Below are 21,968 nucleotides of genomic sequence, written 5' to 3'. Positions count from 1 at the left end.
CCAGTATGTCAACTTTCTGAGACAGATTCAGTTAAAGGCTTTTCCGGTTTTGCTCTGACTGCAATGACCACGCCAACCACTAACAGCGCGATACCGCTCAGCGTCATCAGCGGCGGCATTTGCTGGCGTATCAAAAAGGTGTACAGCAAACCTGCCAGTGTTTCGAAAACGATCAGCGGCCCGAGAATCACTGTCGGTAATCGCTGGCTGGCGACGTTCCAGCAGAGTGCGCCAACCCATGAGCAAAGCACGGCTATCGCAACCATCAGACTAATAAACACCAGCGGACGGGGGCCAAAAGGTAGGGAGAAGTCCGGCGTTTGCGTATTCAGCCAGTAACAGGCGACGAGATAGCCGATGAGAGAAACCGGCAGTGTGACCAGCGCCTGCGCCGTCGCCCACATCATCGGATGTTTGTCGGGATTCTCCCGCAGCCAGCGGGCGTTGCGCAGGGCATACCATGCCCAGCAGACCACGGAAACTAACGCTAGCACGATGCCTGAGGTATAACGTGCCCAGTCAAAATCGGGGAGTCCGTGGTTTAACTCAGCAATATTCACACACGCCAGGCCGATGCCAATACAAACCAGTGCCGGGGCGAGTTTTCCCCACGCGAGTTTGCCGTCGCGCTGGCTATAAAGCAGATTGGCAAAAACGGGAATCACCACCGGCAGGGTGCCGATAATCATCGTGGAAACAGGCGCACCAGTACGTTGAATGGCACTGGCAAGGCAGAAGTAATAGATGAGGTTGCCCATCATAGTGAGCATCAAGGCGGTAAGCCAGTCGCGACGCGCCAACTGACGCAGACGCACGCGTCCCAGCCAGGCAATGGGCAGCGCAATTAACCCTAACGCCAGATAACGCCCCATCGACTGCAACATCGCCGGGTATTCCGGTACGATCAACGGCCCGACAAAAATAAGCCCCCACATCAACCCTGCTAACAGGGCGTACAGCACGCCGCTAATCATTACTGGCATCCATTGGTCTGTCAGAAGAAAGTTCAGGAAGCAGACATGATTGCTCCCGGCATCCCGTCATTATTAGAGAGGATGCGGGAGGATGCCACTTTAATTAACTAGTTATTAACATTAAAAAGATGGCTTACGCTTTCGGCTAACGTTGTCGTTGGGCGGCCAATCAATTTGCTAAGCGTTTTGCTGTTATCAAACAGACCACCTTTCGATGCGCCAACGTCAGAATCCGCCAGCATATCCGCCAGTCCGTCGGGCAGTCCGACGCTTTTCAGTGCCGCGGCGAAATCGGCTTCGCTCAGATTTTGATAGGTAACCTGTTTGCCGCTCTGTTTGGTCAGCTCTGCCGCTAACTGTGTCAACGTCCAGGCACTATCGCCCGCCAGTTCGTAAACCTTGCCTTCGTGACCGGCTTCGCTAATCACGCGTGCCGCAGCTGCCGCATAATCTGCCCGCGTTGCTGAGGCGATTTTGCCATCGCCCGCCGCACCGATAAATACGCCGTGTTCCAGTGCTGCCGGGGCGCTGGCGAGGTAGTTTTCGCTGTACCAGCCGTTGCGCAGCAGGGTGTAAACGATGCCAGAATCAGCCAACATTTTCTCCGTCTCAATGTGCTCATCGGCGAGGCCGAGCGGGGAGGTATCTGCATGTAGCAGGCTGGTATAAGCGATAAATCTCACGCCAGCCGCCTTTGCGGCATTAATAACATTACGATGCTGCGGGGCACGTTGACCCACTTCGCTGGAAGAGATCAGCAGTAGTTTTTCCACTCCCTGAAGTGCAGATGTCAGTGCGGCTTCATCGCCGTAGTCAGCCTGACGCACGGTAATGCCTTGTGCTGCCAGAGCCTGGGCTTTTGCCGGATTACGAACGATAGCCACTATTTGGCTGGCAGGAACCGTTTTCATCAAGGATTCAATAATATAGTGACCAAGTTGGCCAGTGGCACCAGTAATAGCGATCATGGGAAGTCTCCATCGTTTTGTCTTGTGTTTAAATACGCTAACACCTAAACTTACTTTTAGTAAGTACGTACAAAAAGGTAAGTATGAAATGAGTCAGGTTAGCCTGTCGCAACAACTGAAAGAGGGTAATCTCTTTGCGGAACAGTGCCCGTCGCGCGAGGTGTTGAAACACGTCACCAGCCGTTGGGGGGTGTTGATTCTGGTGGCGCTACGCGAAGGTACTCATCGCTTTAGCGACCTGCGGCGCAAAATCGGCGGGGTGAGCGAAAAGATGCTTGCGCAGTCGTTACAGGCGTTAGAACAGGATGGTTTTCTTAACCGTATCGCGTATCCGGTGGTGCCACCGCATGTGGAATATAGCCTCACGCCGCTGGGCGAGCAGGTGAGCGAAAAGGTTGCTGCACTGGCGGACTGGATTGAGTTGAATTTGCCCGAGGTGTTGGCGGTGCGGGATGAACGTGCGGCATAACTGCCGGATGCGCTGAGCTTATCTGGTCTACGGTGCATGGCTTGTAGGGCGGATAAGATGCGCCAGCATCGCATCCGCCAATAAATGCCGGATGCGGTTGATAATTTATAGACCGAAAAAGAAGTGTTTTACTTACTCAAATCCACCTGATAAATCGCAAACCCGATATCATCGGTCGCGACTTTATTCATCGGATATTGCCCTTTCTCTTTAATAAAAGCTGCGGCTTTATCTGACGGGGAAGTTTCGAAACGGATATCCAGTTTCTTATCGCCAGCTATCGGTGCTAAACGCCAGTTGTTATCTGCCGCCGGGTGAATTTCTCCCGCACGTTTCGACTCATCAGCAATCCACGCTGCCAGCACCGAGCGGTTCTCATCCGGTGAAGCAAAAGCGATATGGCTGTCGCCCGTACCGGCAAATTTGCCGCCGTAAGCGCGATAGTTATTGGTGGCAACGAGGAACATAGCGTTCGGATCAATCGGCTTGCCATTAAAGGTCAGGTTCTTAATCCGCTCTGCATTGGCATTAATCATCTGGCACTCGCCGTCATAGCGGGCGGGTTGGGTAACATCAATCTGATAATTCACACCATCAATAACATCAAAGTTATAAGTGCGGAAACCATCCCAGTTGATGAGTGACTGTGGTTTCGTGCTGTTAGGATCAATCTGGTTAAACTGTCCGGCGGAGCACTCCAGCCACTCTTTCACCTCTTTACCGCTGGCTTTCACTACAATCAGCGTATTGGGGTAGAGATAAAGATCGGCGGCATTACGGAAGGTCAACTGGCCTTTTTCCACCTCCACATAGCTTGCCGGGTCATTTTTGCGACCACCAACTTTAAACGGTGCGGCAGCTGAAAGCACCGGCAGTTTTGCCAGATCCGGATCGCCCTGAATGTAATGTTCGACATACGCTTTTTGCGCGTTGTTCACGACTTGCACGGTCGGATCGTCCTGCACCAGCGCCAGATAGCTATACATATTGTCGGCAGATTTACCGATTGGCTTGCTGACGAACTGGCGTGTGGCATCGTGATCGGCTTTGAGTGTTTCTACCAGCTTGCTGTCTTCCGCCGCGAGGGATTTTTTATTGGCGATGTCGTAAATCGGCCGTGCTTCCGCTTTCGCCTGCGTCACCTGCCATTTACCGCTGTCATTACTGAGTTGTAAGTCGACCACCCCAAGATGATCGCCCCACATGCCCGGCATTACCGCCGGAACACCATTCAGCGTGCCTTTGGTGATATCAGCCTCTTCGATATCAGCAAAATCTTTACCCGGGAAAACGGCGTGAGCATGGCCAAACATAATGGCGTTAACGCCCGGAATTTCACTGAGGTAATAAACTGAGTTTTCCGCCATTACTTTATACGGATCGGCAGACAGCCCGGAATGCGCCAGAACGACAACGACATCGGCACCTTTCTCGCGCATTTCAGGCACGTATTTGCGCACGGTTTCGGTAATATCATTCACCGTCACTTTTCCGGATAAATTAGCTTTATCCCAGCCCATGATTTGCGGCGGCACGACGCCAATATAGCCAATCTTCAGCGTCTGTTTTTTTCCGTCTTTATCGACCACTTCGGTATCTTTAATTAAATACGGTGTAAACATTGGCTGTTTGGTTCTGGCGTCAATGACGTTGGCATTTACATAAGGGAATTTCGCTCCCGCCAGCGCATTTTTCAGGTAATCCAGACCGTAGTTAAATTCATGATTGCCGAGTGTACCGACCGTATAATCCAGCGTATTCAGCGCCTTATAAACCGGATGAACATCACCTGCTTTTAATCCTTTCGCCGACATGTAATCGGCCAGCGGACTCCCCTGAATCAAATCGCCGTTATCGACCAGTACGCTGTTTTTCACTTCATTGCGGGCATCGTTAATCAGGCTTGCCGTACGTACCAGTCCGAATTTTTCCGTGGCGGTGTCTTTGTAATAATCGAAATCCATCATGTTGCTATGCAGATCAGTGGTTTCCATGATACGCAGATCGACCGTCGCTGCATTCACACTGGCGGCAATCAGCGTAGCCAGGAGCGTTGCGCTAAACTTAATCATCAGGGACATCCTTTTATCATCGGGAATACGAAAGAAAAGGGAGAATAAACGTCTTACTTATAGAACAGTGAAGAATGCCACAATTTTACGCTTTGAAAATGATGACACTATCACAGTTGGCGCATTCATTAACGATAGGGTATAAGTAAAACAATAAGTTAACACCGCTCACAGAGACGAGGTGGAGAAATGTTAGATCAAGTATGCCAGCTTGCACGGAATGCAGGCGATGCCATTATGCAGGTCTACGACGGGACGAAACCGATGGACGTCGTCAGCAAAGCGGACAATTCTCCGGTAACGGCAGCGGATATTGCCGCACACACCGTTATCATGGACGGTTTACGTACGCTGACACCGGATATTCCGGTCCTTTCTGAAGAAGATCCTCCCGGTTGGGAAGTCCGTCAGCACTGGCAGCGTTACTGGCTGGTAGACCCGCTGGATGGTACTAAAGAGTTTATTAAACGCAATGGCGAATTCACCGTTAACATTGCGCTCATTGACCATGGCAAACCGATTTTAGGTGTGGTGTATGCGCCGGTAATGAACGTAATGTACAGCGCGGCAGAAGGCAAGGCCTGGAAAGAAGAGTGCGGTGTGCGCAAGCAGATTCAGGTCCGAGATGCGCGCCCGCCGCTGGTGGTTATCAGCCGTTCCCATGCAGATGCGGAGCTGAAAGAGTATCTGCAACAGCTTGGCGAACATCAGACCACGTCCATCGGCTCTTCGCTGAAATTCTGCCTGGTGGCGGAAGGACAGGCGCAGCTGTACCCGCGCTTCGGACCAACGAATATTTGGGACACCGCCGCTGGACATGCTGTGGCCGCAGCTGCCGGAGCGCACGTTCACGACTGGCAGGGTAAACCGCTGGATTACACTCCGCGCGAGTCGTTCCTGAATCCTAGGTTCAGAGTGTCTATTTACTAAATTCAGATGGCAGAAACAGTGTATTTCCTGATTCTGCCATCCTGATTTCTCCCAACCTAAAAAGTTATAAATAAAAAGAGATTGTATTTAAAGTGCAAAAATTCAATTGCTAATAAGTTACATTTTAATAATGAGCGTTTTTTGATAGTTTACTTCTATAATGAGATATTTAATGGCGACATAAAATAACCAAATAAAATAAGGTAGCCATATGTTACCCAGGATCAGACACAATAATTTTATTGGTGCGGTGGAGTTATTCGTAAAATCATCGCATACAAAAACACATTCAAACAATTTTTTTAATAATATTCAGCATGCATTTAAGAAAAAAGATTGGGTTTCGAATTATGATAGCCTGTTAACTTTGTGGGAGTTTTTTCGTTGCGCAACTCAGATTGATAAAGATAGTTATCAAGTGCTTTCATCAAAAAATGAAACTGTTAAAGCCATGGATAAGTTTCTTATCAGTTTCAGCCTTAAAGATAACGGTGCCGAATATACAATGACATTGCGAGGCAGTGGATTTGAATACGAAGAAATCCCCATAACAATAAATGAGTATAACTCATTCATGGATTTCAAAAACCGTGAATTTCCGTTAGAACAAAACAGAAGATTGTATGCCTGGGATATTCTGCAGAAAAAACAGTCTGACATACCGAAAAGGATTAAAGGTTATATTCACCAGGCGATTGGTGACGTGTCTTTAGGTTATGCCTTATTGGAGGATATAGTAAGCAAATTAAAACGGGGTAAATTTGAACTCCAAATACCAGGAGGTGGAATTAAAGAATGCGATGGATGGTATATTTACGAAAAAATAATTGATGATAAATTTGCCATATTCATAGAATCTTTGGGCTTTGCGCTTAAAATCTATGGAGGGGATGAACGTTTTCGTAATGGTTCCTCTGTTGTTTTGGAGGATGAAGATTACTCTCTTATTTATAATTTTCTGGTTAATGCAGGTTGCCAACAAGTCGAATTAGCCGAACAAGTGGATGCGATAGTAAGTGCGAATCTGGCCGTAGATAGTGATATTACCGAAGAGGAGATTTGCGAGAAATATAAATCAACCATTGAGGCGTTTAAAAAAGAGCAACTAGCGTTACCAGTATGAGTTCGGTGTAAGAGCTCAGAGACCTAATTCCCCTATCCCATAGATAACGATAGGGGAAAATTATTTGAGCAACTTTTGCAGCAGGTCCATCACTTGCTGCACCTCTTCCTGTGTGAGCGCCCCGTCTTTGGCCCATTGCACGCGACCATCCTTATCCAGCACCACTACAGCGGAACTTTCTTCATCCAGCTGCCAGGCACGCGCGCGACGCCATTGCTATCGACAATAAACTGCGACCAGGGATAAAGCTTTTTATTACTCTCCAGACTGCTGCGCACAAACATGCCGGAACCCGGAATTGCGTCGTCGGTGTTAACAATGGTGGTGGTCTGGTAACGATCGTGCGGTAACTTTGCTGATTTAATCGCTTCAATCAGCGTCGCGTTTTTCTCTTTTGCAGAGGTGCGACCAGCAATATGTTGCAGTACTCGCACTTTTCCCACTAACTGCGCGCTGTTCCAGGTTTTGTAGCTAAACTGATCTTTATCAAGCACCAACTCGCCCCGATCGGTAATGCCAATCGGCGGCACTCGCTGACCGGTTTCGAACTGATGTGCGGAAGCCATCATCGGCAACAGCAGGCAGGTGAGTGCCAGAATCTTGCGTAGGGTCATGGTGTTTCCTTCTTATGATATGCAGGTGATCCGACCACTTGGATCTGAGTTTTAATCATATGTGCTATTTATCGAATTTCCCGCAAGTGTGATGCCAGTTTGCGGTCAAGCGCACAAATCATATGAAAAATGAATGCTTATACTGAAGACCGCGCTTCGGTAAAAAGATAATTCTGAATAATTGTAACCTTTAGGTAAAAAAAGTTATACGCGGTGGAAACATTGCCCGGATAGTCTATAGTCACTAAGCATTAAAATTTGCGTCTCATAATAGTTGGGCCGATTGTGGAACCGCACAGGCGTAATACTCAGCAGGAGATAACAATGAAAATTTTCCAACGGTACAATCCACTTCAGGTGGCGAAGTACGTAAAGATCCTGTTCCGTGGACGGTTATACATCAAGGACGTTGGCGCTTTTGAATTTGATAAGGGTAAGATTCTTATCCCAAAAGTGAAGGATAAGCTGCATTTGTCAGTGATGTCCGAAGTTAACCGTCAGGTTATGCGTCTGCAAACAGAGATGGCTTAACCAAAGTGCTATGCAGTAATAAGACGCTCCTGATTCAGGAGCCGTTGATGTTTCTGGGGGTTACGCGACGCTTTCTTCTTTATCTTTAGCGTCAGGCAGTTTTGGCGAAAGGGCGGTGGCCTTGCTGTCGATCCGGGTCACCAGCAGCTGGTCGATGCGGTAGTTATCGATATCCACCACTTCAAATTTGTAGCCGGCGAATTTCACCGAATCGGTGCGTTTCGGGATCTTACGCAGCATAAACATCATAAAGCCGCCGATGGTTTCGTAGTTGCCCGACTGCGGGAACTCGTCAATATCCAGCACGCGCATGACGTCGTCAATTGGGGTGCCGCCGTCAATCAGCCATGAGTTCTCATCACGGGCGACAATCTGCTCTTCCAGCCCCTGACCGACCAGATCGCCCATCAGCGTGGTCATCACGTCGTTGAGGGTGATGATCCCCACCACCAGCGCGTACTCGTTCATGATCACCGCGAAGTCTTCACCTGCGGTTTTAAAACTTTCCAACGCCTCTGAAAGGGTTAACGTATCCGGCACAATCAGCGTGTTGCGAATTTGTACGCCGCTGTTCAGTGCCAGGCTTTGGTTAGCCAGCACGCGGTTCAGCAGGTCTTTAGAATCGACATAACCGATGATGTGGTCAATATCTTCATTACAGACGAGGAATTTAGAGTGCGGATGTTCCGCCACCTTATTCTTCAGGCTTTGCTCATCTTCGTGGAGATCAAACCAAATCACGTTTTCACGCGGTGTCATTGAAGACGGAACGGTACGGGATTCCAGCTCAAAGACGTTTTCAATCAGCTCGTGTTCCTGTTTACGTAACACGCCCGCCAGCGCACCGGCTTCCACTACCGCGTAGATGTCATCAGAAGTGATGTCATCTTTACGTACCATTGGCAGTTTGAAAATACGGAAGATCATGTTCGCCAGGCCGTTGAAGAACCACACCAGCGGGGTGCAAACGTACAGGCAGAAGCGCATCGGGTTGATGATACGCAAAGCCACCGCTTCTGGCGCAATCATACCGATGCGTTTCGGGGTTAAATCCGCAAACAGGATAAACATGCCAGTCACTAACGAGAAAGAGAGAATAAAGCTCAGTTGCTCAGAGAGCTCTGCCGACATATAGCGGGAGAACAGGCTGTGAAAAGCTGGAGAAAATGCCGCATCACCGACGATACCGCCGAGAATCGCCACTGCGTTCAGACCGATTTGGACCACGGTAAAGAACATGCCGGGATTTTCCTGCATATTCAGAACGCGTTGGGCATTTATATTGCCTTCATCAGCCAGCAGTTTAAGTTTGATTTTGCGTGAGGCGGCAAGCGAGATCTCGGACATCGAGAAGAACGCACTTACAGCGATCAAGCAGAGTATGACTAAAATACTGTTTAACATATCTTATCCGACCTTTCAGGCCAGATCCTCGGAAGGGAAAGTTGATTAATTTGTGTGAAATACACATTGAAAGCCGATTCGAAGAAAGTGAACCGGCATTTTCAGTGGCTAGTATAGCGTAAGGTACTGTAAAGTCGCCAGAGGGTTAAAATTCAGACTGCTGATAAATGCAATACTGCCTGATGCGCTATGCCGATCAGGCCTACGCAGTCCTTGCAATATATTGAATTTGGACGATTTTGTAGGCCTGGTAAGTCGTTTAAGCCGCATCAGACATAGACAAAGAGCACTTTATCAACAAACTACATTTGTACCCGTAACGCTATGCTTCCGGCGGCAGACAGACGCCAATTCCGCCAATTCCACAGTAACCATATGGGTTTTTATGCAGATATTGCTGGTGGTCATCTTCGGCATAATAAAACGGTGTGGCGTTAGCGATTTCCGTGGTGATGTGACGATCGTCATCGGCGGCAAGCATCGCCGCCTGAAAACGTTCCAGACTGGCGCGAGCTGCGGCATCCTGTTCTGGGGTCAGCGGATAAATCGCTGAACGATACTGCGTGCCGTGGTCATTGCCCTGACGCATTCCCTGGGCGGGATCGTGATTCTCCCAAAATACCTGTAGCAACTGCTCATAGCTGATGACGGAAGGATCGTAAACAATGCGTACCGCTTCGGCATGACCCGTATCACCGGAGCACACTTCCCGATAAGTCGGATTTGGCGTATAGCCGCCGGTATAGCCTGCGGCGGTGCTGTAAACGCCGGGTAACTGCCAGAACAGACGCTCCACACCCCAGAAACAACCCATCGCAAAAATGGCAATCTCCATTCCGTCAGGTACATTGGTCATTAAGTGACCGTTGACCGCATGCAGCGTGGCTACGGGCATCGGGGTGTTACGTCCAGGCAGGGCATCGGCGGGGGAAACCAGATGCTTTTTATCAAATAAACTCATGGTGTCGCTCTCCCGAAAATCGGTCATTGGGGTTAAGGTTGTAACAAGAGGCGTATTTGCACACAATAACCACCGTGAATAGGTCTAAAGTAAAACATAAGAAATATTTGGGGTTTAGTCTGCTTTTTAATCCATATTACTGGATTTTTGTTAAGCCGTTTAACGGCGTTCCAGGGGCAGGAAAAAAGGATATTCAGGAGAAAATGTGCGCTATATCCGACAGTTATGCTGTGTAAGCTTACTCTGCTTAAGCGGATCTGCCGTCGCCGCGAACGTCCGTCTACAGGTCGAGGGGTTATCGGGACAGCTGGAAAAGAACGTTCGTGCGCAGCTTTCTACGATTGAAAGTGATGAAGTGACGCCAGACCGCCGCTTTCGCGCACGCGTCGATGATGCCATCCGTGAAGGTCTGAAAGCGCTGGGTTATTACCAGCCGACCATTGAATTTGATCTCCGTCCACCGCCAAAGAAAGGGCGGCAGGTATTGATCGCCAAAGTCACGCCAGGTGTGCCGGTGTTAATTGGCGGCACCGATGTGGTATTGCGCGGCGGCGCGCGGACCGATAAAGACTATTTGAAATTGCTCGATACTCGCCCGGCTATTGGTACGGTACTGAACCAGGGCGATTATGAAAATTTCAAAAAGTCCTTAACCAGTATTGCGTTGCGTAAAGGTTATTTCGATAGCGAATTTACCAAAGCGCAGCTGGGCATTGCGCTCGGCCTGCATAAAGCCTTCTGGGATATTGATTATAACAGTGGCGAACGTTACCGCTTTGGGCATGTGACCTTTGAAGGATCACAAATCCGCGATGAATACCTGCAAAATCTGGTGCCGTTTAAAGAGGGCGATGAGTATGAATCGAAAGATCTGGCGGAACTGAACCGCCGACTTTCTGCTACCGGCTGGTTTAACTCGGTGGTGGTGGCTCCACAATTTGATAAAGCGCGCGAAACGAAAGTATTACCATTGACGGGCGTGGTTTCGCCGCGAACAGAAAACACCATCGAAACCGGGGTCGGTTACTCTACGGACGTGGGACCGCGCGTGAAAGCGACGTGGAAAAAGCCGTGGATGAACTCATACGGTCACAGTTTGACCACCAGTACCAGTATTTCCGCGCCGGAACAGACCCTCGACTTCAGCTATAAAATGCCGCTGCTGAAGAATCCACTGGAACAATATTATTTGGTGCAGGGCGGTTTTAAGCGCACTGACCTGAACGATACCGAATCTGACTCCACTACGCTGGTGGCTTCTCGCTACTGGGATCTCTCCAGCGGCTGGCAGCGTGCCATTAACCTGCGCTGGAGTCTCGACCACTTTACTCAGGGTGAAATTACCAACACCACGATGCTGTTTTATCCTGGGGTGATGATTAGCCGCACGCGTTCTCGTGGTGGCCTGATGCCAACCTGGGGCGACTCGCAACGCTACTCTATCGACTACTCCAACACGGCCTGGGGCTCAGATGTCGATTTCTCCGTTTTCCAGGCGCAGAACGTCTGGATCCGCACACTGTACGATCGCCATCGTTTCGTTACACGCGGCACGCTGGGCTGGATTGAAACCGGTGATTTCGACAAAGTACCGCCGGATCTGCGTTTTTTCGCCGGGGGCGATCGCAGTATTCGCGGCTACAAATACAAATCTATCGCCCCGAAATACGCCAACGGTGACCTGAAAGGGGCCTCGAAGTTGATAACCGGATCGCTGGAATACCAGTACAACGTGACCGGAAAATGGTGGGGCGCGGTGTTTGTCGATAGTGGCGAAGCGGTAAGCGATATTCGCCGCAGCGACTTTAAAACCGGTACCGGGGTCGGCGTGCGCTGGGAATCGCCGGTCGGGCCAATCAAACTCGATTTGCCGTACCGGTCGCGGATAAAGACGAACACGGGTTACAGTTTTACATCGGTCTGGGGCCAGAATTATGAGTTTATGGAAAAAAATCAGCCTCGGCGTGGTTATCGTTATCTTACTGTTGCTGGGATCGGTGGCGTTTCTGGTGGGCACCACCAGCGGCCTGCATCTTGTATTTAAAGCGGCGGATCGCTGGGTGCCAGGACTGGATATTGGCAAGGTCACCGGCGGCTGGCGCGATCTCACCTTGTCTGACGTTCGTTATGAGCAGCCAGGCGTGGCGGTAAAAGCGGGTAATCTGCATCTGGCGGTCGGTCTTGAGTGCCTGTGGAACAGTAGCGTTTGTATTAATGACCTGGCGCTGAAAGACATTCAGGTCAACATCGACAGTAAAAAAATGCCTCCTTCTGAACAGGTTGAAGAAGAGGAAGATAGCGGTCCGCTGGATCTCTCCACGCCGTATCCCATCACCCTGACACGGGTGGCGCTGGACAACGTCAACATCAAGATTGATGACACCACGGTGTCGGTGATGGACTTCACCTCCGGCCTGAACTGGCAGGAGAAAACCCTGACCCTGAAACCGACGTCGCTGAAAGGCCTGCTGATTGCTCTGCCGAAAGTGGCGGAAGTGGCGCAGGAAGAAGTGGTCGAACCGAAAATTGAAAATCCGCAGCCGGATGAAAAGCCGCTCGGCGAAACGCTGAAAGATCTCTTTTTTCGCCCGGTATTGCCGGAAATGACCGACTTGCATTTGCCGCTTAACCTGAACATTGAAGAGTTTAAAGGCGAGCAGTTACGCGTGACGGGCGACACGGACATCACCGTGCGCACCATGCTGCTGAAAGTGAGCAGCATTGACGGCAATACTAAACTGGACGCCCTGGATATCGATTCCAACCAGGGGATCGTCAACGCCAGCGGCACGGCGCAGCTGTCAGACAACTGGCCGGTGGATATCACCCTCAACAGCACACTGAACGTGGAGCCGTTGAAAGGTGAAAAAGTGAAGCTAAAAGTGGGCGGCGCGCTGCGCGAACAGCTGGAGATTGGCGTTAATCTTTCCGGTCCGGTGGATATGGATTTACGCGCCCAGACGCGACTGGCGGAAGCCGGATTGCCGCTCAACGTGGAAGTGAACAGCAAACAGCTTTACTGGCCGTTCACTGGTGAGAAGCAGTATCAGGCGGATGATCTGAAACTGAAACTTACCGGCAAAATGACCGATTACACGCTCTCTATGCGTACGGCAGTGAAGGGACAGGAGATCCCGCCAGCCACCATTACCCTTGATGCCAAAGGTAATGAACAGCAGGTCAATCTCGACAAACTCACCGTCGCGGCGCTGGAAGGGAAAACTGAACTCAAGGCGTTGCTCGACTGGCAGCAGGCCATTAGTTGGCGCGGTGAGCTAACGCTTAATGGCATTAACACCGCCAAAGAGTTCCCGGAGTGGCCGTCGAAACTCAATGGCTTGATTAAAACCCGCGGTAGCCTGTACGGCGGCACCTGGCAGATGGAGGTGCCAGAACTGAAGCTGACCGGTAACGTCAAACAGAACAAAGTGAACGTTGACGGCACGCTGAAAGGCAACAGTTATATGCAGTGGATGATCCCTGGGCTTCATCTGGAACTGGGGCCAAACAGTGCCGAAGTGAAAGGCGAGCTGGGGGTAAAAGATCTCAATCTTGATGCCACCATCAACGCGCCGGGGCTGGATAACGCGCTGCCGGGGCTTGGCGGTACAGCGAAAGGGCTGGTGAAAGTACGCGGCACGGTGGAAGCGCCACAACTACTGGCAGATATCACCGCGCGCGGCCTGCGCTGGCAGGAACTTTCCGTGACGCAGGTTCGCGTGGAAGGCGACATTAAATCCACCGATCAGATCGCCGGGAAACTCGACGTACGCGTTGAGCAAATTTCGCAGCCGGATGTAAATATCAACCTCGTCACCCTGAATGCCAAAGGCAGCGAAAAGCAGCACGAGCTACAGTTGCGGATTCAGGGCGAGCCTGTCTCCGGGCAGCTTAATCTGGCAGGAAGTTTTGATCGCAAAGAAGAACGTTGGAAGGGAACTCTTAGCAATACCCGCTTCCAGACGCTGGTCGGCCCGTGGTCGCTGACCCGCGATATTGCGCTGGATTACCGCAATAAGGAGCAAAAAATCAGCATCGGGCCACACTGCTGGCTTAACCCGAATGCGGAACTGTGCGTGCCGCAAACTATCGATGCGGGGGCCGAAGGGCGTGCGGTGGTGAATCTCAACCGCTTCGACTTCGCCATGCTGAAACCGTTTATGCCAGAAACCACTCAGGCCAGCGGTATCTTCACGGGTAAAGCGGATGTTGCCTGGGACACCACGAAAGAGGGGCTGCCGCAGGGCAGTATCACCCTTTCGGGGCGTAACGTGCAGGTAACGCAAACCGTCAACGATGCGGCGCTGCCGGTGGCGTTTCAGACACTGAATCTGACGGCGGAATTGCGTAACAACCGTGCCGAATTGGGCTGGACCATCCGCCTGACCAATAACGGCCAGTTTGATGGACAGGTGCTGGTGACCGATCCGCAAGGCCGCCGTAATCTTGGTGGCAACGTCAATATCCGTAACTTCAACCTTGCGATGATAAACCCCATCTTTACTCGTGGGGAAAAAGCAGCGGGGATGGTGAGTGCCAACTTGCGTCTGGGTGGTGATGTGCAAAGCCCGCAGTTGTTTGGTCAGCTTCAGGTTACGGGTGTGGATATCGACGGCAACTTTATGCCGTTTGATATGCAGCCGAGCCAGCTTGCGGTCAACTTTAACGGTATGCGCTCGACGCTTGCCGGTACAGTACGGACCCAGCAGGGTGAAATCTACCTGAACGGTGATGCCGACTGGAGCCAAATTGAAAACTGGCGGGCACGAGTAACGGCGAAAGGCAGTAAAGTGCGGATCACCGTGCCGCCGATGGTACGAATGGATGTATCGCCAGATGTTGTATTCGAGGCTACACCAAACCTGTTTACCCTCGATGGTCGCGTGGATGTCCCGTGGGCGCGCATCGTGGTGCACGATCTGCCGGAAAGCGCAGTAGGCGTCTCCAGCGATGTGGTGATGCTTAACGATAACCTGCAACCGGAAGAGCCGAAAACGGCGTCGATTCCGATTAACAGTAACCTGATTGTCCACGTTGGCAACAATGTGCGCATTGACGCCTTTGGCCTGAAAGCGCGGCTGACGGGCGATCTTAACGTCGTTCAGGACAAACAAGGGCTGGGCCTGAACGGGCAGATCAACATCCCTGAAGGGCGCTTCCATGCCTATGGTCAGGATCTGATTGTGCGTAAGGGTGAGCTACTGTTCTCTGGTCCGCCAGATCAACCGTATCTTAATATTGAAGCTATTCGTAACCCGGATGCTACAGAAGACGACGTAATCGCCGGAGTTCGCGTCACTGGTCTGGCGGACGAACCGAAAGCGGAGATCTTCTCTGACCCGGCGATGTCGCAACAAGCTGCATTGTCTTATTTGCTACGTGGACAAGGGCTGGAGAGCGATCAGAGCGACAGTGCGGCAATGACCTCGATGCTGATTGGTCTGGAGGTTGCGCAAAGTGGCCAGATTGTGGGTAAAATCGGCGAGACGTTTGGCGTAAGCAATTTAGCGCTCGACACCCAGGGAGTAGGCGACTCCTCCCAGGTAGTGGTCAGCGGCTATGTATTGCCAGGTCTGCAAGTGAAATACGGCGTGGGTATATTTGACTCTATAGCAACACTCACGTTACGTTATCGCCTGATGCCTAAGCTATATCTGGAAGCCGTGTCTGGTGTAGACCAGGCACTGGATTTGCTCTATCAGTTCGAGTTTTAGCAATGCGAATATTTGTCTACGGCAGTTTACGCCACAAACAAGGCAACAGTCACTGGATGACCAATGCCCAGTTACTGGGCGATTTCAGTATCGATAACTACCAGTTGTATAGCCTGGGCCACTATCCAGGCGCAGTTCCGGGGAACGGAACGGTACACGGTGAAGTTTATCGTATTGACAACGCCACGCTGGCCGAACTTGATGCCTTGCGCACCAGGGGCGGTGAATACGCGCGCCAGTTGATTCAGACGCCGTACGGGAGTGCATGGATGTACGTTTATCAACGACCCGTCGAGGGATTAAAGCTAATTGAAAGCGGCGACTGGTTAGACAGGGATAAGTAATAATAAAAGCACGCCACCTTCGGGTGGCGTTGTTTTATGCGATGTATCTCGCGATTTTTTTTTGTAACTTTTCCATCTTTTGCTTTTCTCTCCGAGCCGCTTTCCATATCTGCAATCGCATAAAAAACTCTGCTGTCGTTCACAAATGTGCAGGGGTAAAACGGGGGCACGCTTTGAACGGTGAGTATGAGTGAGGTCGGCTAACTTCCAGCAAGTGGCTATGAACAGCAAAATGGTGGTCGGGTTTGCTTGTTCTTACCGTTCAAGCCTTGCAACCGCTGAGAATAATGATGGTGGAATAGAGAGTTTATTTATCGCGGGCATAAAAAAACCCTTACTAACCGAAGCCCGGCGTTCAGGGTTATTGCGCTAGAAGAACTTATTTATTCTTTGCGCGCTCGAAGGAAGCAACGATTTCAGCTTTAGCGGCTTCTGCGTTTTCCCAACCTTCAACTTTCACCCACTTGCCTTTTTCGAGGTCTTTGTAGTGCTCGAAGAAGTGAGCGATTTGCGCTTTCAGCAGTTCTGGCAGATCGTTTACGTCTTTAATGTGATCGTATTCTTTGCTCAGCTTGCTGTGCGGAACCGCAACCAGTTTCGCATCTTCACCGGCTTCGTCGGTCATTTTCAGAACGCCAACCGGACGGCAACGGATCACAGAACCAGGCTGCAGCGGGTACGGAGTCGGGACCAGTACGTCAACTGGGTCACCGTCCAGAGACAGGGTGTGGTTGATGTAACCGTAGTTGCACGGATAGAACATCGCGGTGGACATGAAGCGGTCAACGAACAGTGCGCCGCTCTCTTTGTCGATTTCGTATTTGATCGGATCTGCGTTAGCCGGGATCTCAATGACAACGTAGATGTCTTCCGGCAGATCTTTACCCGCAGGGACGTTGAGTAAGCTCATGTCTGTTTCCTTTAAAAATATGTGGCAAACAAGTGCCGAGTATTATAGCCAACTCGCGCCGAATGTCTTTGCTTGTTTTCGTCTTCATTTTCCTTTTTCGCCAGTTTTAAGACGGTATACAGAGCAGGAAAATCCATAACCGTAGCCGCATTTTTCATAGTGAGATGAAAGCGATTACAAACTTGTGATTAACGTTTTATTTACTTTTTTGAAGTGTGATGTAACGCAATCCGTTACATAACGAATTGTCTATAGTTTTTTCGCGAACATCTTTTCACCAATAATAATTACCCCGACGAGGACAACCCTATGTGGAAACGCTTACTTGTAGTCTCTGCAGTCTCGGCAGCCATGTCGTCTATGGCGTTGGCCGCTCCATTAACCGTAGGATTTTCGCAGGTCGGATCGGAATCCGGCTGGCGCGCCGCAGAAACCAATGTGGCGAAAAGTGAGGCCGAAAAACGCGGAATTACGTTGAAAATTGCCGATGGTCAGCAAAAGCAGGAAAACCAGATTAAAGCGGTACGTTCCTTCGTTGCACAAGGGGTGGATGCGATCTTTATCGCTCCAGTGGTTGCGACGGGTTGGGAACCGGTATTAAAAGAGGCGAAAGATGCCGAAATCCCGGTCTTCTTGCTCGACCGTTCCATCGATGTGAAAGACAAATCTCTCTATATGACCACCGTTACTGCCGACAACATCCTCGAAGGTAAGTTGATCGGTGACTGGCTGGTAAAAGAAGTGAATGGCAAACCATGCAACGTGGTGGAGCTGCAGGGCACCGTTGGGGCCAGCGTCGCCATTGACCGTAAGAAAGGCTTTGCCGAAGCCATTAAGAATGCGCCAAATATCAAAATTATCCGCTCGCAGTCAGGTGACTTCACCCGCAGTAAAGGCAAAGAAGTCATGGAGAGCTTTATCAAAGCGGAAAACAACGGCAAAAACATCTGCATGGTTTACGCCCATAACGACGACATGGTGATTGGTGCAATTCAGGCAATTAAAGAAGCGGGCCTGAAACCGGGCAAAGATATTCTGACAGGTTCTATCGATGGCGTACCGGATATCTACAAAGCGATGATTGATGGCGAAGCGAACGCCAGTGTTGAACTGACGCCGAATATGGCGGGACCCGCTTTTGACGCGCTGGAGAAATACAAAAAAGACGGCACCATGCCTGAAAAGCTGACGTTAACCAAATCCACCCTTTACCTGCCTGATACCGCAAAAGAAGAGTTAGAGAAGAAGAAAAATATGGGGTATTGAGGGTTGCTATGCCTGATGCCGATTCGTAGGCCGGATAAGGCGCTCGCGCCGCATCCGGCGATGGTGCACTGAAGCCTGATGCGACGCTTACCGCGTCTTATCATGCCTACTGGGAGCACGCTTTACACCGGGGGAAACCATGACGACCGACCAACACCAGGAAATCCTCCGCACCGAAGGATTAAGTAAATTTTTCCCCGGCGTCAAAGCGTTAGACAACGTTGATTTCAGCCTGCGCCGTGGCGAAATCATGGCGCTGCTCGGTGAAAACGGGGCGGGAAAATCAACGCTAATCAAAGCATTAACTGGTGTATACCACGCCGATCGCGGCACCATCTGGCTGGAAGGCCAGGTTATCTCACCGAAAAATACCGCCCACGCGCAACAACTCGGCATTGGCACCGTCTATCAGGAAGTCAACCTGCTACCCAATATGTCGGTCGCTGATAATCTATTTATAGGCCGCGAACCCAAACGCTTCGGCCTTCTACGCCGCAAAGAGATGGAAAAGCGCGCCACCGAACTGATGGCATCTTACGGTTTCTCCCTCGACGTGCGCGAACCGCTCAACCGCTTTTCAGTCGCGATGCAGCAAATCGTCGCCATTTGCCGGGCTATCGATCTCTCCGCCAAAGTGCTGATCCTCGATGAACCCACCGCCAGCCTCGACACCTAGGAAGTGGAGCTATTATTTGGCCTGATGCGTCAGTTGCGCGATCGCGGCGTCAGCCTGATCTTTGTCACTCACTTTCTCGATCAGATCTATCAGGTCAGCGATCGGATCACCGTTTTACGCAACGGCAGTTTCGTAGGCTGTCGGGAAACGCGCGAGCTACCGCAGATCGAACTGGTAAAAATGATGCTGGGGCGCGAGCTGGATACCCACGCGCTACAGCGTGCCGGGCGAACATTGTTGAGCGACAAACCCGTTGCCGCGTTCAAAAATTACGGCAAAAAAGGAACGATAGCACCGTTTGATCTCGAAGTGCGCCCCGGCGAGATCGTCGGCCTGGCAGGCTTGCTGGGATCCGGACGTACCGAAACCGCCGAAGTGATCTTCGGTATCAAACCTGCTGACAGCGGCACGGCGTTGATCAAAGGCAAACCGCAAAACCTGCGATCGCCACATCAGGCTTCGGTACTGGGCATCGGCTTCTGCCCGGAAGACAGGAAAACCGATGGCATCATCGCTGCCGCCTCGGTGCGGGAAAATATCATCCTCGCTCTCCAGGCCCAGCGCGGCTGGCTACGACCCATTTCCCGCAAAGAGCAGCAAGAGATTGCCGAACGCTTTATCCGCCAGCTTGGCATTCGCACACCTTCAACTGAACAACCGATTGAATTTCTCTCCGGCGGCAATCAGCAAAAAGTGTTGCTTTCACGTTGGCTACTGACCCGACCGCAATTTCTGATCCTCGATGAGCCAACCCGTGGCATTGATGTTGGTGCCCACGCCGAGATCATCCGCCTGATTGAAACGCTATGCGCCGATGGTCTGGCGCTGCTGGTGATCTCCTCCGAACTGGAAGAACTGGTGGGCTATGCCGACCGGGTGATCATCATGCTCGATCGCAAACAGGTGGCGGAGATCCGGCTGGCAGAGCTTTCCGTTCCGGCTATCATGAACGCCATTGCGGCGTAAGGAGAACAGTGTGATGCCTCAATCTCTTCCGGACACCACTACGCCAAAAAGGCGCTTTCGCTGGCCGACGGGGATGCCGCAGCTGGTAGCACTATTGCTGGTGCTGCTGGTCGACAGCCTGGTAGCCCCGCATTTCTGGCAGGTAGTGCTTCAGGATGGGCGTTTGTTCGGTAGCCCCATAGACATTCTTAACCGTGCAGCCCCCGTTGCGTTACTGGCGATTGGTATGACGCTGGTGATCGCCACCGGTGGGATTGATCTCTCCGTAGGGGCGGTGATGGCTATCGCCGGAGCCACAACGGCTGTGATGACGGTCGCGGAAGTCAGCCTGCCGATTGTTTTGTTAAGCGCCCTGGGCACCGGCATCCTGGCGGGATTGTGGAACGGCATACTGGTAGCGATCCTCAAAATTCAGCCATTTGTCGCCACCCTGATCCTGATGGTCGCCGGGCGCGGCGTGGCGCAACTGATCACCTCCGGACAGATCGTCACGTTTAACTCGCCGGATCTCTCATGGTTTGGCAGTGGATCGCTGTTGTTCCTGCCAACGCCAGTCATTATTGCGGTACTGACGCTTCTCCTGTTCTGGCTGTTGACCCGCAAAACGGCACTGGGGATGTTTATCGAAGCCGTTGGTATCAACATTCGGGCGGCAAAAAATGCCGGGGTAAACACGCGGATCATCGTCATGCTCACTTATGTGTTGAGCGGGCTGTGTGCGGCGATTGCGGGCATTATCGTGGCGGCGGATATTCGCGGTGCCGATGCCAACAACGCCGGATTATGGCTGGAGCTGGACGCCATTCTCGCGGTGGTGATTGGCGGCGGATCGCTGATGGGCGGGCGCTTTAACCTGCTGCTCTCGGTAGTGGGGGCGCTGATTATTCAGGGGATGAACACCGGAATTTTGCTTTCGGGCTTTCCACCGGAGATGAACCAGGTGGTGAAAGCGGTGGTGGTGCTTTGCGCGCTGATTGTCCAGTCGCAACGCTTTATCAGTCTGATTAAAGGAGTACGTAGCCGTGATAAAACGTAATTTGCCACTGATGATCACCATCGGCGTCTTTGTGCTGGGCTATTTCTACTGCCTGACGCAGTTTCCCGGTTTTGCTTCCACAAGAGTGATCTGCAATATCCTGACCGATAACGCTTTTCTGGGGATTATTGCCGTTGGTATGACCTTTGTGATCCTCTCTGGCGGTATCGATCTCTCCGTCGGTTCGGTGATCGCCTTTACTGGCGTGTTTCTGGCAAAAGTGGTTGGCGATTTCGGCCTCTCGCCGCTGCTGGCGTTTCCGCTAGTGCTGGTGATGGGCTGTGCCTTCGGCGCATTTATGGGGCTTCTGATCGACGCCCTGAAGATCCCGGCATTTATCATTACGCTTGCGGGGATGTTCTTTTTGCGCGGCGTCAGCTATCTCGTTTCGGAAGAGTCGATTCCGATAAACCATCCCATTTATGACACGCTCTCAAGCCTTGCGTGGAAAATCCCCGGCGGCGGTCGCCTTAGTGCGATGGGGCTGTTGATGCTGGCGGTGGTGGTTATCGGTATTTTCCTTGCGCATCGTACCCGTTTTGGCAATCAGGTGTACGCTATTGGCGGCAACGCGACGTCGGCGAACCTGATGGGGATTTCTACTCGCAGCACCACTATTCGCATTTATATGCTCTCCACCGGACTGGCAACACTGGCGGGGATTGTCTTCTCGATTTATACCCAGGCCGGATATGCACTGGCGGGCGTAGGTGTGGAACTGGACGCCATCGCGTCGGTGGTGATTGGCGGTACGTTGTTAAGTGGTGGCGTCGGGACGGTGCTTGGGACGCTTTTTGGCGTGGCAATTCAGGGACTGATCCAGACTTACATCAACTTTGACGGCACGCTGAGTTCCTGGTGGACGAAAATCGCCATCGGTATTTTGTTGTTTATTTTTATAGCATTACAGCGTGGGTTAACGGTGCTGTGGGAGAATCGTCAGAGTTCGCCAGTGACAAGAGTCAACATTGCGCAGCGATAAAAATGCTCTCCGTGTGGAGAGGCGCAGG

15 protein-coding genes and 3 pseudogenes are annotated in these 21,968 nt (G+C 51.4%); 11 read left to right on the top strand and 7 right to left on the bottom strand.

The window, feature by feature from the left end:
- Positions 1–8: 8 nt before the first annotated feature.
- On the bottom strand, positions 9–974 hold the full coding sequence (locus BGK49_RS22505; protein ID WP_001315978.1) for a DMT family transporter: 966 nt from the start codon (positions 972–974) through the stop codon (positions 9–11).
- 107 nt (positions 975–1,081) lie between these two features.
- A complete protein-coding gene (qorB, locus tag BGK49_RS22500) occupies positions 1,082–1,942 on the bottom strand; it encodes an NAD(P)H:quinone oxidoreductase (protein ID WP_000560546.1) in 861 nt (286 codons plus the stop codon).
- Between the two features lie 88 nt (positions 1,943–2,030).
- Between qorB and BGK49_RS22495 the strand changes: the two genes are divergently transcribed.
- Positions 2,031–2,411 (top strand): winged helix-turn-helix transcriptional regulator, encoded by a 381-nt coding sequence (locus tag BGK49_RS22495; RefSeq protein ID WP_000084622.1) that lies wholly within the window; start codon positions 2,031–2,033, stop codon positions 2,409–2,411.
- 128 nt (positions 2,412–2,539) lie between these two features.
- Here BGK49_RS22495 and cpdB read toward each other — a convergent pair whose 3' ends face one another.
- Positions 2,540–4,483, bottom strand: coding sequence for a 2',3'-cyclic-nucleotide 2'-phosphodiesterase (gene cpdB, locus BGK49_RS22490; protein WP_000589454.1), 1,944 nt, complete (start codon positions 4,481–4,483; stop codon positions 2,540–2,542).
- A 189-nt stretch (positions 4,484–4,672) separates the two neighbouring features.
- Between cpdB and cysQ the strand changes: the two genes are divergently transcribed.
- Positions 4,673–5,413 carry a 3'(2'),5'-bisphosphate nucleotidase CysQ gene (cysQ, locus tag BGK49_RS22485; protein WP_000886910.1) on the top strand — a complete coding sequence of 247 codons (741 nt, stop codon included), beginning with the start codon at positions 4,673–4,675 and terminating at the stop codon, positions 5,411–5,413.
- A 211-nt stretch (positions 5,414–5,624) separates the two neighbouring features.
- On the top strand, positions 5,625–6,536 hold the full coding sequence (ytfI, locus tag BGK49_RS22480) for a protein YtfI (RefSeq protein ID WP_000937644.1): 912 nt from the start codon (positions 5,625–5,627) through the stop codon (positions 6,534–6,536).
- Positions 6,537–6,596: 60 nt separating this feature from the next.
- On the opposite strand, the pseudogene BGK49_RS22475 reads toward ytfI, so the two are convergent.
- A pseudogene (locus BGK49_RS22475) lies at positions 6,597–7,150 on the bottom strand (YtfJ family protein).
- Positions 7,151–7,474: 324 nt separating this feature from the next.
- Here BGK49_RS22475 and BGK49_RS22470 point away from each other — a divergent pair.
- On the top strand, positions 7,475–7,681 hold the full coding sequence (locus BGK49_RS22470; RefSeq protein ID WP_000689228.1) for a DUF1107 domain-containing protein: 207 nt from the start codon (positions 7,475–7,477) through the stop codon (positions 7,679–7,681).
- 60 nt (positions 7,682–7,741) lie between these two features.
- Here BGK49_RS22470 and paeA read toward each other — a convergent pair whose 3' ends face one another.
- Entirely contained in the window at positions 7,742–9,085 is a 1,344-nt protein-coding gene (paeA, locus tag BGK49_RS22465) for a polyamine export protein PaeA (RefSeq protein WP_000935042.1), read from the bottom strand.
- A 322-nt stretch (positions 9,086–9,407) separates the two neighbouring features.
- Positions 9,408–10,046 carry a peptide-methionine (S)-S-oxide reductase MsrA gene (gene msrA / locus BGK49_RS22460; protein ID WP_005045390.1) on the bottom strand — a complete coding sequence of 213 codons (639 nt, stop codon included), beginning with the start codon at positions 10,044–10,046 and terminating at the stop codon, positions 9,408–9,410.
- A 205-nt stretch (positions 10,047–10,251) separates the two neighbouring features.
- On the opposite strand from msrA, the pseudogene tamA reads away from it, so the two are divergent.
- The 3 genes and pseudogenes from tamA to BGK49_RS22440 all read left to right on the top strand — a co-directional run bounded on the left by tamA (position 10,252) and on the right by BGK49_RS22440 (position 16,104).
- Positions 10,252–11,984 (top strand): annotated as a pseudogene (gene tamA / locus BGK49_RS22450) (autotransporter assembly complex protein TamA).
- Entirely contained in the window at positions 11,981–15,760 is a 3,780-nt protein-coding gene (gene tamB, locus BGK49_RS22445) for an autotransporter assembly complex protein TamB (RefSeq protein WP_000060888.1), read from the top strand. The pseudogene tamA and the gene tamB overlap by 4 nt, the downstream one beginning before the upstream one ends.
- A 2-nt stretch (positions 15,761–15,762) precedes the next feature.
- On the top strand, positions 15,763–16,104 hold the full coding sequence (locus BGK49_RS22440; protein ID WP_001219164.1) for a gamma-glutamylcyclotransferase family protein: 342 nt from the start codon (positions 15,763–15,765) through the stop codon (positions 16,102–16,104).
- 379 nt (positions 16,105–16,483) lie between these two features.
- On the opposite strand, the gene ppa is transcribed toward BGK49_RS22440, so the two are convergent.
- The gene (gene ppa, locus BGK49_RS22435) at positions 16,484–17,014 is read right to left on the bottom strand and encodes an inorganic diphosphatase (protein WP_000055075.1); all 531 of its coding nucleotides are present in this window, start codon (positions 17,012–17,014) and stop codon (positions 16,484–16,486) included.
- A gap of 309 nt (positions 17,015–17,323) precedes the next feature.
- On the opposite strand from ppa, the gene ytfQ reads away from it, so the two are divergent.
- The 4 genes and pseudogenes from ytfQ (at position 17,324) to yjfF (ending at position 21,940) form a co-directional block, all read left to right on the top strand.
- Complete coding sequence (ytfQ, locus tag BGK49_RS22430; protein ID WP_000265933.1) at positions 17,324–18,280, top strand: galactofuranose ABC transporter substrate-binding protein YtfQ; 957 nt, start codon at positions 17,324–17,326, stop codon at positions 18,278–18,280.
- Positions 18,281–18,419: 139 nt separating this feature from the next.
- Positions 18,420–19,922: pseudogene (gene ytfR / locus BGK49_RS28515) on the top strand (galactofuranose ABC transporter, ATP-binding protein YtfR).
- 13 nt (positions 19,923–19,935) lie between these two features.
- Positions 19,936–20,958, top strand: coding sequence for a galactofuranose ABC transporter, ATP-binding protein YtfT (gene ytfT, locus BGK49_RS22415; RefSeq protein WP_024259690.1), 1,023 nt, complete (start codon positions 19,936–19,938; stop codon positions 20,956–20,958).
- A complete protein-coding gene (gene yjfF, locus BGK49_RS22410; RefSeq protein WP_000595986.1) occupies positions 20,945–21,940 on the top strand; it encodes a galactofuranose ABC transporter, permease protein YjfF in 996 nt (331 codons plus the stop codon). Before ytfT ends, yjfF begins: the two co-directional genes overlap by 14 nt.
- Positions 21,941–21,968: the final 28 nt, after the last annotated feature.

Source organism: Shigella sp. FC1544, assembly GCF_001722145.1.
GTDB lineage: Bacteria > Pseudomonadota > Gammaproteobacteria > Enterobacterales > Enterobacteriaceae > Escherichia > Escherichia coli.
The sequence above is the reverse complement of the archived record's forward strand: the minus strand, read 5'-3'. Positions and strand labels throughout refer to the sequence as shown.